This window comes from Roseobacter denitrificans OCh 114 (assembly GCF_000014045.1).
Lineage (GTDB): Bacteria > Pseudomonadota > Alphaproteobacteria > Rhodobacterales > Rhodobacteraceae > Roseobacter > Roseobacter denitrificans.
In genome coordinates this window covers 57739-74430 of record NC_008209.1, presented here as the reverse complement: position 1 = coordinate 74430, position 16692 = coordinate 57739, and the positions used below count along the sequence as shown (strand labels likewise).

Annotated in this window: 12 protein-coding genes and 1 tRNA gene; 11 read left to right on the top strand and 2 right to left on the bottom strand. The window is 59.2% G+C overall.

Features of this window, described 5'->3' with window-relative positions; genetic code table 11:
- Position 1: 1 nt before the first annotated feature.
- The 5 genes from RD1_RS00320 to RD1_RS00305 all read left to right on the top strand — a co-directional run bounded on the left by RD1_RS00320 (position 2) and on the right by RD1_RS00305 (position 6143).
- On the top strand, positions 2-646 hold the full coding sequence (locus tag RD1_RS00320) for a LutC/YkgG family protein (protein WP_011566429.1): 645 nt from the start codon (positions 2-4) through the stop codon (positions 644-646).
- Positions 647-1550: 904 nt separating this feature from the next.
- Positions 1551-3563, top strand: a complete 2013-nt coding sequence (locus RD1_RS20400) for a mechanosensitive ion channel family protein (RefSeq protein ID WP_050759036.1) — start codon at positions 1551-1553, stop codon at positions 3561-3563.
- Positions 3564-3617: 54 nt separating this feature from the next.
- Entirely contained in the window at positions 3618-4481 is an 864-nt protein-coding gene (locus RD1_RS00310) for a DUF302 domain-containing protein (protein ID WP_011566426.1), read from the top strand.
- Between the two features lie 199 nt (positions 4482-4680).
- On the top strand, positions 4681-4836 hold the full coding sequence (locus tag RD1_RS21230) for a hypothetical protein (RefSeq protein WP_245897154.1): 156 nt from the start codon (positions 4681-4683) through the stop codon (positions 4834-4836).
- Complete coding sequence (locus tag RD1_RS00305) at positions 4833-6143, top strand: sulfatase-like hydrolase/transferase (RefSeq protein ID WP_245897346.1); 1311 nt, start codon at positions 4833-4835, stop codon at positions 6141-6143. The genes RD1_RS21230 and RD1_RS00305 overlap by 4 nt, the downstream gene beginning before the upstream one ends.
- Before the next feature lie 507 nt (positions 6144-6650).
- On the opposite strand, the gene RD1_RS00300 is transcribed toward RD1_RS00305, so the two are convergent.
- Positions 6651-6736, bottom strand: a tRNA-Leu gene (locus tag RD1_RS00300).
- Between the two features lie 165 nt (positions 6737-6901).
- On the opposite strand from RD1_RS00300, the gene RD1_RS00295 reads away from it, so the two are divergent.
- On the top strand, positions 6902-7885 hold the full coding sequence (locus tag RD1_RS00295; protein ID WP_011566424.1) for a complex I NDUFA9 subunit family protein: 984 nt from the start codon (positions 6902-6904) through the stop codon (positions 7883-7885).
- Here the strand turns inward: RD1_RS00295 and RD1_RS00290 are convergent.
- Positions 7882-8685 carry an undecaprenyl-diphosphate phosphatase gene (locus tag RD1_RS00290; RefSeq protein ID WP_011566423.1) on the bottom strand — a complete coding sequence of 268 codons (804 nt, stop codon included), beginning with the start codon at positions 8683-8685 and terminating at the stop codon, positions 7882-7884. The two genes, RD1_RS00295 and RD1_RS00290, sit on opposite strands and share 4 nt — an antisense overlap.
- Before the next feature lie 225 nt (positions 8686-8910).
- On the opposite strand from RD1_RS00290, the gene RD1_RS00285 reads away from it, so the two are divergent.
- The 5 genes from RD1_RS00285 to mtgA all read left to right on the top strand — a co-directional run bounded on the left by RD1_RS00285 (position 8911) and on the right by mtgA (position 16641).
- Complete coding sequence (locus RD1_RS00285) at positions 8911-10344, top strand: NAD(P)-dependent oxidoreductase (protein ID WP_011566422.1); 1434 nt, start codon at positions 8911-8913, stop codon at positions 10342-10344.
- A 130-nt stretch (positions 10345-10474) separates the two neighbouring features.
- On the top strand, positions 10475-10909 hold the full coding sequence (locus RD1_RS00280) for a GFA family protein (protein WP_011566421.1): 435 nt from the start codon (positions 10475-10477) through the stop codon (positions 10907-10909).
- Positions 10906-11340 carry a GFA family protein gene (locus RD1_RS00275; RefSeq protein WP_011566420.1) on the top strand — a complete coding sequence of 145 codons (435 nt, stop codon included), beginning with the start codon at positions 10906-10908 and terminating at the stop codon, positions 11338-11340. The genes RD1_RS00280 and RD1_RS00275 overlap by 4 nt, the downstream gene beginning before the upstream one ends.
- A complete protein-coding gene (gltB, locus tag RD1_RS00270) occupies positions 11337-15866 on the top strand; it encodes a glutamate synthase large subunit (RefSeq protein WP_011566419.1) in 4530 nt (1509 codons plus the stop codon). The genes RD1_RS00275 and gltB overlap by 4 nt, the downstream gene beginning before the upstream one ends.
- Positions 15867-15918: 52 nt before the next feature.
- On the top strand, positions 15919-16641 hold the full coding sequence (gene mtgA / locus RD1_RS00265) for a monofunctional biosynthetic peptidoglycan transglycosylase (RefSeq protein WP_044032850.1): 723 nt from the start codon (positions 15919-15921) through the stop codon (positions 16639-16641).
- The last annotated feature ends 51 nt before the right edge of the window (positions 16642-16692 follow it).

Genomic DNA, 16692 nt, shown 5'->3' with positions numbered 1-16692 from the left:
CATGTCGCGCGACAGTATTCTTGCCAAAATCGACGCAGCGACGCAGACCGCACCGCTGGTTGAGATCGATGCGCAGGCGTCCGCCCTGATTGCCGATCCGGATAGCTATCGCGCGGATTTTGCACCGCAGCCGCTGATCGCCCGGTTCATCGAAAAGGCCACATCGGAAACCGTGACCGCGACCGTTGAACAATTGGCGTCCCTCGCCGATATCCCCGCCGCCGTCTCGCATTATCTGACGGAAAAAGAGCTGGGGGCGAAGATCGCCGTGCAGCCCAGGGCCTGCCTCAGGGGTATCGACTGGTCCGGCGTGCAGATAACAGATCACGCCCAGATGAATGAGCCGATTGCTCTGACGATTGCCGACGCGGGCATTGCTGAAACCGGTTCACTTGTGTTTTTCACCGGGCCGGATGCACCTGTCCTGCTGAACTTCCTGCCGCTCCACCATCTGGCGGTTTTGCGCAGCAGCACGATCCGGCCCTACATGGAAGATGTCTTTGACGCCTTCGGTACGACGCGTGCGAAACAGGGTCGAAGCTGCAACATCATCACAGGCACCAGCGGCACCGCCGACATCGAAGCGAGAAACGTACGCGGTGCGCATGGTCCGCGGTTCATGCATATTCTGCTGATCTCAGAGTGAAGCCTGAAGCGCCATGGCAAAAACCTCGATCACGTAGCGCTGCCTGAAATCAAAGGTTTCGACAGGTTACGTGATGCTTGGTGTGTCAGGTACTTCATCAGACGCTCTAGACCCCGGAAAGCGTCGCAGGGCAGACGCGACGATCCTTCCCGTTGCTGCAGAAATGGCCGCCTTTGCTTCAACTGTGCCCGCTTGTGCGATGCACCTCACATACGCAGCCAGTTTGCTGGGGCCGGTGAACACGCCATGAATGCTGTCATCGGGTAGGGTGCTATCGCAGGCGGTCACACCCTTTTTGGTCTTCCATCTGCGCCCACAGGCAAATTTCCTTGTAGGCGGTTGTCAGGTCATGGCGTCGACACGCTCTTGCGCCTAGCCCGTGCTGCAAGACCTTACATCAGCGCGACGATGGACTGTGGATCGATCCGTGCATGTTCACAGTCTGCCAACACCCAACCGAAGCCGGTAAGCACGTCCGGGCCAATCGCGTCCGGCGTAAATTCGCTGGAGGGCTCGGCGAAAATGCTCCGTTCAATTCTGCCATCAACAACAGGGGGCAACCTTTATCGGGTTTTTGAAGAATTCCAATTCTGCTTGGTGATGCGGGTATTTTGTGAAAGTTGTTTCCGGCTGTTTGCATCAATGCGTAACAGCCCGTCAGAAATACGGCGCACAGCGTTGATAAAAACGCGTAACAAGACCGGCTGGCGTTGCGGGTTCGAGAAGCGCGTAAGGGTCAATATAAGGAGAAAGCGCAACCTGCGGCGTCACTCTTTTTCGTCGCAGCGACTATTCGAAAGGATAGGGTAATCATTCGTTTACCCAATTGAGCGAAGGCTGGCCCACTGCTAGTGCCGACGACACCCCACCCAAGCCACTTCCAAGACCATCAATAGGCCAGAGTATGACTGAGACACGGATCGAGATTGTCGTAACAGGAGGGAATGCCGAAGCGACAATCGACCAGCTGGCCAGCCAACTTCAGGACAGTGAGGCCGTTGTGTCTGGCGCGGATACGGCGGCTCAGCCAGCGGAGCTGATCGCGTCAAGCATCAGCGCAAGCGCTGCTTTACCGCAAAACATCAATGCATGGTTTGCACAAATCGCAGTGTCGGAGGGATATCAGCCACTCGCCACGCTCGCAATCTGCGCTGTGATCTTTGCCATCGCGTATTTGCTGGAACGCGTCATTGCACGACTGCTGTCCGGCAGCGTATCTGAACCGGTCACGACCTTGCAGAAACTCGGTAACGCGACACGCTGGGGCGGCGCGCGCGGCTTAAGCCTCCTTGCGTTTTACGGGATGAGTCTCGTCGGCATCCATGTTGTGTTTGATGCCAGCACGGAGGCGTTTGAACTTGCCGCAGTCGCCCTGTCGAGCCTGATGTTGCCTCGCGCGTGGCTCCTCGTCCTGGAGGTTCTGACCGGGTCACAAGACCCGCATCGGCGCGCAAACAGCCTGAGTGATTTGGAGGCGTCGCATGTCATGCGGTCTGCCCTGTGTCTGGTTGTTTTCTTTGCCGCCACCGCTTTTGCCCGCGACTTCGTGCTGGGCGTTGTGGATGCGGGTGACAGCGGCGCGCTTTTTGCCGTGGCGACACGGGCCTTGGACGCCATGGCGACCGGGTTTTTCTTTTTCTCTGTGCGCAAACCGGTCGGTGGATTGATCGTGAACGCCTTGTCCTGCGACACCGGCAATCCAAAGCTATTTGTGCGCCTGCTCAGCAGGTTTTGGCCAGCGCTCTACATTTTTCTTTTTCTGCTGCAAATCATTGCCGAGGCGCGCGGCTATCTCAGTGGAACACTGGGCGAAGACGCATCGGCCTTGAAGCGCTCGTTTGCCGTATTTGTGCTGACACCTTTTATTGTCGCAAGCCTTGGTATCTGGCGGGACGATCTGATGTCCCGCACCGACTGGGACAGGCGCGGTCGTGTCGCAGGCGTCTTTTCCTTGTTGGAGGGCACGGTAACCGTGGGGGCTGCGATTTTCATCCTTTACGCGTGGAACATCGACCCTTTTGCAACGGATCTGGAGGGCGCAAAGCGTATTCTACCCGGTTTGGTGAGTGCCGCCATCGTAACGGTCATCGGCGTGTCTGCATGGCGGATGATCAGCGGCTTTTTCGACAAGGGAACCGTTGGGGGTGCTGACGACGAAGCAAATGTCCCCGACGGTGAGGGCGGCGTGGGGGGCAGTCGACTTGAAACGGTTTTGCCAATCCTGCGCACGGCGCTTGCGGTCCTGATCGGCACTGTGACCGTGCTGTTGGCCCTGTCGTCACTGGGCGTTCAGATCGCGCCGTTGTTGGCAGGGGCCGGTATTCTTGGCCTTGCTGTTGGTTTTGGTGCCCAGAAAATCGTGGAAGACATCATATCCGGCGTGCTCTATCTGATCGAGGATGCGTTCCGCAAAGGTGAGTACATCGAAACCAATGAGGGACAAGGCGTTGTCGATGCCATCATGCTGCGCTCGATAAGGTTGCGGCATCACCTCGGGGCTGTTTATACCGTCCCGTTCAGTTCCATTGGCACAGTTCAAAACCACAGCCGTGACTGGGTGACCGTCAAGCTATCGTTTGAAGTCGCGCCGACGCAGGATCTGGAAAAGGTGCGAAAACTCGTCAAGAAGGTCGGGGCGCAACTGATGCAAGACCCTGAGCTTGAGGGGCAGTTCCTTGCTCCGCTTAAAAGTCAGGGTGCTGTTGCCATGGTCGGCTCCAACTATAAAATCGGCGTGAAGTTCACGTCAAAACCCGGAGAGCAGTTCCTGATCCGGCGTAAAGCGCTGAATGCGATACAGAAAGCCTTTTCGGAAAACAACGTCCAGATTGCTGCACCGCGCGTGATCGTTGATACAGGCGGCGAGGCAGCAGCAGCCGCTGCAAAAACGGTGATCGACCGAGCGGCGCCTGCCTGACCATGAGGCCATAGAGATTAAAACCTGTTGTTCAAAAAGAACAAGGAGCACCAAATGCACCGTTTCCTCACTCGCGCTTTAGCATGGATGTTTGCCCTCACAGCTATGATTGCGATGGCTGCAAGGGCAGACCAAGCGGAGGTTGATGAGCTGTTCACATCGGTTCAAGCGGCTGTGGCGGCGCAGGGTTTGAACCCTGTGATCGAGATCGACCACGCGCGTCTCGCAGCAGCCGAAGGCGTTGAGATGCCGGCGTCCCGCGTTCAACTTTTTTCGGACAGTGCCATCAACGCCAGTCTGATGCTGGAAAACATCCGCGCCGGCCTTGATTTGCCGTTTCGCGTGCTGGCCTTTGACCAGAACGGCAGCACCAGCCTGACCTACACATCGTCGGCGTTCCTGTCACAAAGGCATGGTTTGACCGATGCCCGGGCTCTTGCTGCGTTCGATGCGCGGTTGAATGATCTGGTTGCTCACTCGGAACGCGCGCGGGTTGCGCCGGTGCCGACACTTGATGTCGGCCCCGACTTTGGCATTGTTGAACTCCGGTCTCGGTATGATGTGCCCGAGACGGTCGCGCGTCTGAAGGCCGCCGTAACAGCGCAACCCGACACGATATGGTTCGGCGAAATCGACTTTCAGGTAGAAGCGGCACAGCTCGGCATCTCACTGGTCGCGTCACGGCTTTTGCTCTTTGGCGGTCCCGCGCCGGGGGGTGTCGCGATGGCAGAGTACCCCGCCATTGGATTGGATGCCTTTTGCCAAAAGGTATTTGTCTACGCGGGGGACGATGGCAACGCCGTAGTGATTTACAACGATATCGCAGCCTTGGCAAAACTGCACTATGGCACGTCGATCGACCCGCACAGAATGCTCAATAAACGGCTCCGTGCCACATTCACCCCTGCAACGGAATGAACCGACTCTGAACGACACATGCGCGCACGAACGGCCAGTGAAAACTCTCGAAACTGAAATGGCCAAAACACTTGCACAAAGGAAAAACATGCCCCTCTCAACTTCCCTTAATCGCTCTGCCTTCGGTGCCGTTCTGGTCACCTTGGCTGGCGTTTCCGCTGCGATCGCGTGAGACGAGCGCCCGAATATTCTGGTCATCATGGCCGACGACGTTGGGTGGGCCAGCCTCGGCAGCTATCACCAAGGTATCAAGAGCATTGAAACCCCCAATCTCGACCAGTTGGCGATGGAAGGCACGCGCCTGACTATTACTATGCTGAACCAAGCTGCACGGCCGGACGCGCGGCATTTCTGACAGGTCAGTTTCCGGTCCGCGTCGGCATGCACACTGTCGGTCTGCCCGGCGATCCCGTGGGGTTGAGCAATGAGGACCCGACACTTGCGAACATGATGAAATCACTGGGCTATACCACCGGTCAGTTCGGCAAAAACCATCTGGGCGACCAGAACCAGTTTTTGCCCACGACGAAAGGTTTTGATGAATACTGGGTCTGGCTCTACCACCTGAATGCGATGGAATATACGTCCGACCCTGACTGGTCGGATGATCCCGAGTTCGAAGCACAGTACGGACCGCGCAATGTCATCCATGCCTTTGCCACCGAAGAGATGGACGACACCGTTGATCCGCGGTGGGGCTTGGTCGGCAACCAGCGCATTGTCGATGATGGCCCCGCGCCACCTGAGCGGCAAAAAACGCTTGATGACGAAGTGACCGCGAGGACGCTTGATTTCATTGACCGTGCCGTGGAAAGCGAAACGCCCTTCTTTGTCTGGATGGCCCCGGCCAGAGCGCACGTCTGGACCCACCTGAGCCCCGAGTATGAAGCGATGCTGGGCAATGGGCGCGGCTTGCAGGACGTCGTGATGAAAGAGCTGGACGACAACGTCGGCAAAGTGCTTGCCCGCCTTGAGGCTTTGAACATCAGTGATAATACGATCGTGGTCTTTACGTCGGACAACGGTCCCGAAACGATGACATGGCCTGATGGTGGTACAACCCCGTTTTACGGCGAAAAAGGCACCACATGGGAAGGTGGCTTTCGCGTACCGGCGATCATCAAATGGCCCGGAAAAGTGCCCGAGGGTCGTGTCGCCAACGGTATTTTCTCGGGTATGGACTGGATGCCAACGCTGGTCGCTGCCGCGGGTGGGCCAGACAATCTGCCCGAGGTGATGCTGGAGGGCTACGAGGGCTACAACGTGCACCTCGATAGCTACAACCAACTGCCCTATCTGCTGGGTGGGGAGGAGAGCCAGCGCGATGAGATCGTCTATTATGAAGGTACAAGCCTTCAGGCGATCCACTACCGCGACTGGAAAGCCCATTTTGTCGTGCAGCATCACGGCTGGGCTGGCCCAAAGGATGAACTGAACGCGCCTCTGCTCTTCAACCTTCGGCGTGACCCGTATGAAAAGGCAGCCGAAGAGTCGGGCATGTACACCATCTGGATGGGCAAGAAAATGTGGGCGTTTGGTCCCGCAGCGCGCCTTGTTCAGGGCCACTTGCAGAGCTTTCAGGCTTTCCCGCCGCGTGGCGCAGTAGTGGACAATCAGGATAAGGTGGAAAAGCAAGTCACCACGGAAGGTGGCATGTCCTAGTAGCCCTGCAATTCAAAGAAAACACCGGGTCCCGGGGAAAATTGACGGGACCGGGCAGTGAACTCATGCCTCGCGCCGCACGGTACATCGCAACTGAGTAACCTTTGACACCATCGAGCAGACAAGCGACGTAGATGTGTAACGGATCGGGCGGTTGAATTGCACGTATCGGCGTTTGCCACGGCTACGGTTAGTGCCGGTTGTCCACGCCACCCGAGGGAACGGTTTCAAGGCGGGAGCTTTGGCCGACGAAGTATCTGCGTTAATGTTTGCGACTGCCAAGGTATATCTCCGCGTGAGGACTTGATTGGATCGCACCTCGACCACCTGTTTCCGTTCAGATTGGCCAGTCGCTTCTTGTGCCGCAGCAGGAACGCGTTTTCAGCATCCCCGTTTACCCCTGCCGGAGTTGAGGCTCTTAAAGTTCGTCATCACAACCATACTGTGGACCCGAGACCGGACAGATCGGCCTGTTCTCTTTGATAATACACAGATTTCTAGGAAAATTGGTGCCCAGGAGAGGACTCGAACCTCCACACCCTTGCGAGTACTAGCACCTGAAGCTAGCGCGTCTACCATTCCGCCACCTGGGCAGGTGTCGTTGACAGGGCTGTTAATCTGATCGGCTTTGGGTGTCAAACGAAAACTGGCGGCATATGCGTCTTCGCTGGATATCCGTAGGATGCGCCTATTTGCGCCTTGTCTCACCAACTCTGCAGGGGTACTTCTAGCGCGAAATCTGATCAAAGAGGCACGCAATGTCAAAGCTGGTTACGATCTATGGCGGTTCCGGGTTCGTAGGGCGCTATATCGCGCGGCGTATGGCCAAGGCGGGATGGCGGGTCCGGGTTGCCGTAAGGCGGCCCAATGAGGCCATGTTTGTGAAGCCTTACGGTGTTGTTGGACAGGTTGAACCTGTTTTGTGTAACGTGCGCGACGATGCGTCGGTGCGCCATGTCATGATGGGCGCCGATGCGGTCGTGAACTGCGTCGGTATCCTTGCAGAGGACAGCAAGAACACTTTTGATACGGTGCAGGCAGAGGGGGCGGAACGCATCGCGCGCATTGCTGCCCAAGAGGGTGTCGCACGGATGGTGCATATTTCTGCCATTGGGGCGGATGCGCATTCAGACAGCGATTACGCCCGCACGAAAGCGCTGGGAGAAGCCGGTGTCCTGCAGCATATGCCCTCTGCGGTGATCTTGCGGCCTTCAATCGTGTTTGGCCCCGAAGATCAATTCTTCAACCGCTTCGCTGATATGGCTAAACTCGGGCCGGTTTTGCCCGTTGTCGGCGCGGAAACCCGGTTTCAGCCGGTCTATGTTGATGACGTAGCGCAGGCCGCTGAAAAGGCTTTGACCGAAACGGTCGCGCCGGGTGTCTATGAACTGGGTGGGCCTGACGTCTGTTCTTTCCGCGCTTTGATGGAGCTTATGCTTGAGACGATCCACAAGCGTCGTTTGATCGTGAACATCCCGTTTTTTGCCGCGCGGATCATGGGCTTTACGTTTGACATGATCCAAAAGGCGTCGCTCGGTCTCATCAGGAATGGGATGATCACCCGGGATCAGGTGAAAAACCTTGCCAGGGACAACGTCGTGGGAGAGGGTCAGCGCGGGTTTGACGCGCTTGGTATTGAACCTGTCACGATGGTTTCCGTGTTGCCGGAATACCTTTGGCGTTTCCGCCCGTCCGGGCAATATGATGCGATCAAGAAATCTGCTAAAAACCTGCGATCTTAGCTGTAGGCATAGACCAGCAGGATGAGGCCAAGGATTACCCGGTAGACCACATATGGTGTGAAGCTGACGCTTTTCAGCAGGCGCATCATCAGTGCGAGAGCGAGCAGCGCGGAGACGAATGCAAGCGCTGCTGCGAGGGCGCCATCCCTTGCCATTTGCCAGTCCGCTTCGCCAATGACATCCGCGCCAAGAACCGCGCCGGACGCGATGATCGTGGGGATGGACATCAGCATTGCTAGCTTTGCGGCCCCTTCACGTTCGTAGCCCAGACGCCGCGCGGCAGTGATCGTGATGCCTGAGCGTGACGTGCCCGGGATGAGGGACAGGATCTGTGCGAGGCCCATGAGGAAGGCATCTTTGAGCGTCCAGCCGCTGGCGGTGCGCGTTGATGCGCCGGTTCTGTCAGCCCAGTAAAGCACAAGGCCAAAGCCGAGCATGGTCCACCCGATCACGGCGACAGATCGCATCATTTCGTCAAGACCGGTCAGCTTTATGATAAGACCCGCGATCATGACCGGGATGGTCGCGATGATGAGGCAAAGCGCGAGGAATGCGCCTTGGGTGTCCACCTTGCCCCGGGCGAGCCTCAGAGAGCCTGTGGCAGCGATGCGCACGTCGCTCCAGAAATACAGGATGACGGCCAGGAGCGATCCGACGTGGACGGCGACGTCAATTGCAAGCCCCTGATCCGGCTGTCCGGTCAGGGCAGGCAGCAGCACCAGATGGCCTGAAGAGCTGACAGGCAAAAACTCCGTCAGGCCCTGAATGGCGGCGACAAGAATGAGGTGGAAAAGGGTCATATGGGTAATCCGCTGCCTGCATGCGTGCAAGGCTGGTATAAGGACAGGGAATCAAATGAAAAGTCTCAATTTAGGTCCGGATCGGACGCAAAAAATGGAAGAAATCGAGGTTCTGATCCGGCTTGGGGCCATTTTTATTGATAATAGGTAAGTAGTACTGACTTTATTTCTGTTTTGAGTTGGCGTATTGGTGCGCTTCTGAAATCGTTGTGGAGCATCATTCTTATGGCCAGTCAGCAGATGTTGAAGTTTGTCACTGTAGAGCGGGGCATGCCTGAAAAGCGTGAAGCGGACGTGCGCCGCGAGGACTTCAAGGAAATATATGCGGAGTATGCTGACGCCAAGGCCAAGGAGCAGTCCAGCCGGTGCAGCCAGTGCGGTGTGCCCTATTGCCAGACGCATTGCCCGCTGCACAACAATATTCCCGACTGGCTGCGCCTGACCGCCGAGGGCCGCCTGCGGGAAGCCTATGAAGTCAGTCAGGCCACCAACACATTCCCCGAGATTTGCGGTCGCATTTGCCCGCAGGACCGCCTGTGCGAAGGCAATTGCGTGATTGAGCAATCCGGCCATGGCACCGTCACCATCGGGGCGGTGGAAAAATACATCACCGATACCGCCTGGGAAGAAGGCTGGGTTCTGCCGATCGCACCCGCGCAGGAGCGGACCGAATCCGTGGGCATCATCGGCGCGGGTCCGGGCGGGCTGGCGGCGGCGGATGTGCTGCGCCGGGCCGGGGTGCAGGTCACGGTTTATGACCGGTACGACCGCGCGGGCGGCCTGCTCACCTATGGCATTCCGGGGTTCAAGCTGGAGAAAGACGTGGTGATGCGCCGCAACAAGCAGTTGGAGCTTGGCGGCATCACCTTTGAGTTGAATTGCACGGTGGGTGAAGACATCTCGTTTGAAGATATCCGCGCCAGGCACGACGCGGTCATCATTGCCACCGGGGTCTATAAATCAAGGGAGATCGAAGCCCCCGGCGTGGGCGCGCAGGGCCTTGTGCGCGCGATAGATTTCCTGACGGCGAGCAACCGCAAGAGCTTTGGCGATGCGGTGCCGGAATTCGATGACGGGACGTTGAATGCCGAGGGCAAGCGCGTGGTCGTCATCGGCGGCGGCGACACGGCGATGGACTGTGTGCGCACGTCGGTGCGGCAGGGGGCGACGTCGGTCAAATGCCTTTATCGCCGCGACCGTGCGAATATGCCGGGATCCCAGCGCGAGGTCCAGAACGCCGAAGAAGAGGGCGTTGTTTTCGAATGGCTCTCCGCGCCGAAAGGGTTTGTTGGCGACCCGGTGACGGGTGTGATGGTGCAAAAGATGCGTCTGGGCGCACCCGATGCCACCGGACGGCAGGCGCCGGAAGTGATCGAGGGGGCCGATTACGTTGAAGAGGCCGACATCGTCATCATGGCGCTGGGCTTTGAGCCTGAGGATTTGCCCGCGCTTTGGGATCAGCCGGAACTGCCGGTCACGCGCTGGGGCACGATCAAGGCGGCCTTTACGACGGGTGAGACCGATCTTGAGGGCGTCTATGCGGTTGGGGACATCGTGCGCGGCGCGAGCCTCGTGGTCTGGGCGATCCGTGACGGGCGCGATTGCGCCGAAGCGATCCTGCAAAAGCTGGACGCAGGCGCGCAGATCGCAGCGGAGTAAAGCGCCAGATCGCACCATCGGTATCATGTCGGTGTTGCGTCGGTATCACGTCGGTGCGCTTGGCGGTGTAAGGATTTGGCAAGGACAGCAAGGCTGACCTTTGACGGAAACGTAACGGGAATATCCAGAAATGGGCGACAGACAGAAAATTGACGGTCAATGCCTGTGCGGCGCGGTGCAGATCGCGGCGGTCATTGATGCGCCCACGCTGGTGGCCTGTCATTGCGGGATGTGCCAGCGTCAGAATGGCGGGCCCTATATCTCCATCATGACGGAGCAGGCAGGGACCGAGGCCAGTGGCCCGATCAAGGTTTTCAAATCGTCAGACTGGGCGGAGAGGGCGTTTTGCGGCACCTGCGGTTCGACCCTTTGGTACGGCACGCTGCATGACGGTGCGCGGTATTTGTCGTCGGGGTTGTTCCCGGATGCGGCGGGTGCCCCGCTGACGCTGGAGTATTTTTCGGACAACTGCCCGCAAGGCTATGCCTTCAGCGGTGATCACCGGCGCATGACGGAGGCCGAGACGATTGCGGCCTTTACCGAAGGCGGAGAGCCGGGCGCATGAGCACAGACCATCTGACAGGGCAATGCCTGTGCGGCGCAGTGCAGATCACCGTCGCGGGCGCGCATGATCCGCGCCCCGGTGCCTGCCATTGTCGCATGTGCCAGCGTTGGAACGGCGGCGTGTTCATGTGTTTCGAGGCGCAGGCCGAGGCGGTGACGGTCACGGGCGATGTGGCGCGCTATGCCTCCTCTGACTTTTCGCAGCGCGCGTTTTGTCCGCGCTGCGGGTCGCATTTGTGGATGCGCGACACGGATACGCCGGGCACCGCCTATGAGTTGATGCCGGGCCTGTTTGATGCGGCGCGCGGCTGGGACGTGCGGTCGGAAATTTACGTGGACGGCGCGATGGCGACGCTGACCGGGGATCATCCGCGCGCAACCGGCGCGGCATACGAAGCAAAGAACAGATTTGTCGAGGGAGACGTAAAATGACTTATGATGACGCATGGGTAGCCCGCGAAGAAGCAAAACGCGCCTATATGGCGGAAAACGGGCTTTATTCCGAAGCGGAAGAGCATTCGTCCTGCGGGGTCGGGCTGGTCGTTTCCGTGGATGGCAAACCCAGCCGCGAGGTCGTTGAAAACGGGATCAAGGCGCTCAAGGCGATCTGGCACCGGGGGGCCGTCGATGCGGATGGCAAGACCGGTGATGGTGCGGGCATTCATGTGCAGATCCCGGCGCCGTTTTTCTATGATCAGGTGCGCCGCACGGGCCACCAGCCCAAGACGGAATTGCTGATGGCGGTCGGGCAGGTGTTTCTGCCGCGCACGGATTTCGCCGCACAGGAAACCTGCCGGACCATCGTGGAAACCGAAGTGTTGCGGATGGGGTATTACATCTATGGCTGGCGTCATGTGCCGGTCAATATCTCGGTATTGGGTGAAAAGGCGAATGCAACGCGGCCCGAGATCGAGCAGATTTTGATTTCGAACATCAAGGGCGTGGACGAAGAGACATTCGAGCGCGAACTTTATGTCATACGCCGCCGTATTGAAAAGGCGGCGGCGGCAGCACAAGTCCCTTCGCTTTACATCGCGTCCCTGTCGTGCCGGTCGATCATCTACAAGGGCATGATGCTGGCCGAGCAGGTGGCGGAGTTTTACCCCGACCTGATGGACGAGCGGTTCGAGAGCGCATTCGCGATCTATCACCAGCGCTATTCGACCAACACCTTCCCGCAGTGGTGGCTGGCGCAGCCGTTCCGGATGCTGGCCCATAATGGGGAAATCAACACGCTGAAGGGCAATCTGAACTGGATGAAGAGCCATGAGATTCGCATGGCATCGTCGACTTTTGGGGAGATGGCAGAGGACATCAAACCGATTGTGCCTGCGGGGTCCAGCGACAGTGCGGCGCTTGATGCGGTGTTCGAGGTGTTGGTGCGCGCCGGGCGCAGTGCGCCGATGGCCAAGACCATGCTGGTGCCGGAAAGCTGGTCCAAACAGGCGGTGGAATTGCCGCAGAGCTGGCGCGACATGTATTCCTATTGCAACTCGGTGATGGAGCCGTGGGACGGGCCTGCGGCGCTGGCCATGACGGATGGGCGCTGGGTCTGTGCCGGGCTGGATCGCAACGGCTTGCGGCCCATGCGCTATGTGGTGACCAATGATGGCATGCTAATCGCCGGGTCTGAGGCGGGCATGGTGCCGCTGAACGAGGCGAATGTGGTGGAAAAGGGCGCATTGGGTCCGGGTCAGATACTGGCCGTGGACATGCACGAGGGGCGGCTGTTTCACGACACCGAGATCAAGGACAAGCTGGCGTCCAACCAGCCCTTTGGCGAGTGGGTCGGCAAGATCAAGGATCTGGACGAGGCGCTGACCGGCGTCACGGAAACCACGATCTTTGCGGGCAACGAACTGCGCCGCCGGCAGGTTGCCGCGGGTTACAGCATTGAAGAGATTGAGCAAATTCTGGCGCCCATGGTCGAGGATGCCAAGGAATCACTGGCGTCGATGGGGGATGATACGCCCTCGGCGGTGCTGTCCAAGCAGTACCGCCCGCTGAGCCATTTTTTCCGTCAGAATTTCAGTCAGGTCACCAATCCGCCGATTGACAGTTTGCGCGAATACCGGGTGATGAGCCTCAAGACGCGGTTCGGGAATCTGAAAAACGTGCTGGATGAGGACAGCAGCCAGACGGAGATCATCACGCTGGACAGCCCGTTCGTGGGCAATGCGCAGTTTGATACGCTGGTGAGCCATTTCAACGCCGAACTGGTTGAGATCGACTGCACCTTCGAGGCGGGACGCGGCAATCTGGATGCGGGGTTGAAGCGCATCCGTGCGGAGGCCGAAGACGCGGTGCGTTCGGGGGCCGGGCATATCGTGCTGACCGATCACATGAGTGACGCCACCAAGGTGGGCATGCCGATGATCCTTGCGACTTCGGCGGTGCACAGCCATCTGGTGCGGCAGGGGCTGCGTACGTTCTGTTCGCTGAATGTACGCTCGGCGGAGTGTATTGATCCGCATTATTTTGCGGTGCTGATCGGGGCGGGTGCGACCATCGTGAACGCCTATCTGGCGGAGGACACGGTTGCGGACCGGATCGAGCGCGGGTTGATTGACGGCACGCTGACCGAGGCGGTGGCGCGCTATCGCTATGCGATTGATCAGGGCCTGTTGAAGATCATGGCCAAGATGGGGATCTCCGTGATTTCTTCCTATCGGGGGGGTCTGAACTTTGAAGCGGTGGGTCTGAGCCGCGCGATGTGTGCGGAATACTTCCCCGGCATGACCAGCCGGATCAGCGGCATCGGCATTCACGGCATCCAGCACAAGGTCGAAGAGGTGCACGCCAAAGGCTGGGCCGGGGCCGGCTCCGTTCTGCCCATCGGTGGTTTTTACAAAGCGCGCAAGTCCGGCGAGACCCACGCCTGGGAAGCGACGTCGATGCATATGATGCAGACGGCCTGCAACACCGCATCCTATGCGATGTGGAAACAGTATTCGGCCAAGATGCAGAGCAATCCGCCGATCCATTTGCGCGACCTGCTGGATATCAAACCTCTGGGCAAACCGGTGCCGCTTGAAGAGGTGGAAAGCATCACTTCCATACGCAAGCGTTTCGTGACGCCGGGCATGAGCCTTGGCGCGTTGAGCCCGGAGGCGCATAAGACGCTGAACGTTGCGATGAACCGGATCGGCGCGAAATCCGACAGTGGCGAGGGTGGCGAAGACCCGGCACATTTCGTCCCCGAACCAAATGGCGACAACCCGTCGGCCAAGATCAAGCAGGTCGCCTCCGGGCGTTTCGGCGTGACGGCGGAATACCTCAACCAATGCGAAGAGCTTGAGATCAAGGTCGCACAGGGGGCCAAGCCGGGCGAGGGCGGGCAATTGCCGGGGATGAAGGTCACGGACCTGATTGCGCGGCTGCGTCATTCGACCAAGGGCGTGACGCTGATTTCGCCACCGCCGCACCACGACATCTATTCCATCGAGGACCTCGCGCAGCTGATCTATGACCTCAAGCAGATCAATCCGCGTTGCAAGGTGACGGTGAAACTCGTTGCCTCCTCCGGGGTCGGCACGATTGCGGCGGGTGTGGCCAAGGCCAAGGCGGATGTGATCCTGATTTCGGGGCATAACGGGGGCACGGGTGCCTCCCCTGCGACCTCGATCAAATACGCGGGGCTGCCGTGGGAAATGGGTCTGACCGAAGCGCATCAGGTGCTGGCGATGAACAACCTGCGCGACCGCGTCACGCTGCGCACGGACGGGGGGTTGCGCACGGGCCGCGATATCGTGATGGCGGCGATGCTGGGGGCCGAGGAATATGGTATCGGCACCGCAGCCCTGATCGCGATGGGGTGTATCATGGTGCGGCAATGCCAGTCCAACACCTGCCCCGTCGGGGTCTGTACGCAGGATGAAGCGCTGCGCGAGAAGTTCACTGGCAATGCCGACAAGGTCGTGAACCTCATCACATTCTATGCAAGCGAAGTGCGCGAAATTCTGGCGCAGATCGGGGCGCGCAGCCTTGATGATGTGATCGGGCGCGCCGATTTGCTGACGCAGGTCAGCCGGGGGTCGGCGCATCTGGATGATCTGGACCTGAACCCGCTGTTGATCACGGTCGATGGGGCGGCGGATATCGTCTATGACCGCGCCAGAGCGCGCAACGCGGTGCCTGATACGCTGGATGCGGAAATCGTGCGCGATGCGCAGCGTTTTCTGGAGGATGGCGAAAAGATGCAGCTGTCCTATGCCATTCAGAACACGCATCGCACCGTGGGCACGCGCACCTCAAGCCATATCGTCAAGAAATTCGGGATGCGCAACAACCTGCAACCGGATCACCTGACGGTCAAGCTGAGCGGGTCCGCGGGCCAGTCGCTCGGGGCTTTTGCGGCACCGGGGCTGAAGCTCGAGGTGTCCGGGGATGCCAATGACTATGTGGGCAAGGGGCTCTCCGGTGGCCGGATTGTCGTGCGCCCGCCCATGGCCTCGCCGATTGTGGCCGGGGAGAACACGATCATCGGTAATACCGTGCTTTATGGTGCGACGGATGGCTATCTGTTTGCCGCCGGGCGCGCCGGGGAGCGGTTTGCGGTGCGCAATTCGGGTGCCAAGGTGGTGATCGAGGGCTGTGGATCGAACGGCTGCGAATACATGACCGGTGGTGTGGCGGTGATCGTTGGGGACATCGGCGCGAATTTTGGTGCGGGGATGACCGGGGGCATGGCGTATTTGTATGACCCGGAAGGCAAGGCACCGGCGCTGATGAACATGGAAACGCTGGTGACGTGCCCGGTGGGCGAAGGTCACTGGATGGCCGAGTTGCGCGGGCTGCTTGAGATGCATCTGGCGGAAACCAACAGCCGTCGCGTGGGCGATATCCTGCAACACTGGGATATCGAGAAGCAGCATTTCCTGCAGGTTTGCCCCAAGGAGATGCTGGTTCATCTGCCCGCGCCGCTGGCACTGGAAGAAGGCGCGATCCCGGCGGAATAATTGATGCCGCTGCGCGGTTCACAAGCCATGGCGACGCGCCTACTGTGGCGCCATGGCGAAGCGTAAAACCAGAACCAAGGCGACACGGCGCACGGGATCGCAAGGTCTTGTGCGCAAGGTCCTGCGCATTGCGGTGCGTGTGGGGCTGGTCGTTGTGGCCTTGGGGCTGCTGGTGATGTTTCTGGGCCGTTTCGTGCCGCCCTGGACCACCCCCTATATGTTTGCAGAAGGGCGCAAACTGGGTGGTGTGTCCTATGAATGGGTCGCGTTGGAGGATGTGGCACCGGTCATGGCGCGGTCGGTGGTGGCGGCGGAGGATGCGAATTTCTGCACCCATTGGGGGTTTGACATGGTCGCCATCCGGGAGGCGATCGAGGATGGGGGCACGCGCGGGGCCTCGACCCTGAGCCAGCAAACGGTCAAGAACCTTTACCTGTGGCATGGGCGCAATTACACGCGCAAAGCGGCAGAGGCCTTGTTGACCCCGGTTCTGGAAGGGCTGTGGCCCAAGCGGCGGATCATTGAGGTTTACCTCAACATTGCGGAATTCGACACGGGCGTCTTTGGCGTCAAAGCGGCGGCTGCGCATTATTTCGGCGTCAGTCCGGATGCGTTGAGTGCCACGCAGGCGGCCCGGCTTGCCGCGATTTTGCCCAGCCCCAAAACACGGTCTGCCTCGCGCCCGTCTGATTTTGTGCGCAAACGCGCGCGCGCGATCATCGACGGAGCCGCGACGATCCGCAGAGATGGGCGCGCCGCCTGTTTCGAGAGTTGAATCCGCGCGCCGTTGCAGGCATTGAAGAGAGACCCTTTGCACTGTGGAAAA

What these genes read in the sequence shown, in the direction of transcription:
- RD1_RS00275 (WP_011566420.1), top strand. Translation starts at nt 10,906, where the DNA reads ATGAGCACAGACCATCTGACAGGGCAATGCCTGTGCGGCGCAGTGCAG.
- RD1_RS00295 (WP_011566424.1), top strand. Translation starts at nt 6,902, where the DNA reads ATGTCAAAGCTGGTTACGATCTATGGCGGTTCCGGGTTCGTAGGGCGC.
- RD1_RS21230 (WP_245897154.1), top strand. Translation starts at nt 4,681, where the DNA reads ATGGCCGACGACGTTGGGTGGGCCAGCCTCGGCAGCTATCACCAAGGT.
- RD1_RS00290 (WP_011566423.1), bottom strand. Translation starts at nt 8,685, where the DNA reads ATGACCCTTTTCCACCTCATTCTTGTCGCCGCCATTCAGGGCCTGACG.
- RD1_RS00285 (WP_011566422.1), top strand. Translation starts at nt 8,911, where the DNA reads ATGGCCAGTCAGCAGATGTTGAAGTTTGTCACTGTAGAGCGGGGCATG.
- mtgA (WP_044032850.1), top strand. Translation starts at nt 15,919, where the DNA reads ATGGCGAAGCGTAAAACCAGAACCAAGGCGACACGGCGCACGGGATCG.
- RD1_RS20400 (WP_050759036.1), top strand. Translation starts at nt 1,551, where the DNA reads ATGACTGAGACACGGATCGAGATTGTCGTAACAGGAGGGAATGCCGAA.
- gltB (WP_011566419.1), top strand. Translation starts at nt 11,337, where the DNA reads ATGACTTATGATGACGCATGGGTAGCCCGCGAAGAAGCAAAACGCGCC.
- RD1_RS00320 (WP_011566429.1), top strand. Translation starts at nt 2, where the DNA reads ATGTCGCGCGACAGTATTCTTGCCAAAATCGACGCAGCGACGCAGACC.
- RD1_RS00280 (WP_011566421.1), top strand. Translation starts at nt 10,475, where the DNA reads ATGGGCGACAGACAGAAAATTGACGGTCAATGCCTGTGCGGCGCGGTG.
- RD1_RS00310 (WP_011566426.1), top strand. Translation starts at nt 3,618, where the DNA reads ATGCACCGTTTCCTCACTCGCGCTTTAGCATGGATGTTTGCCCTCACA.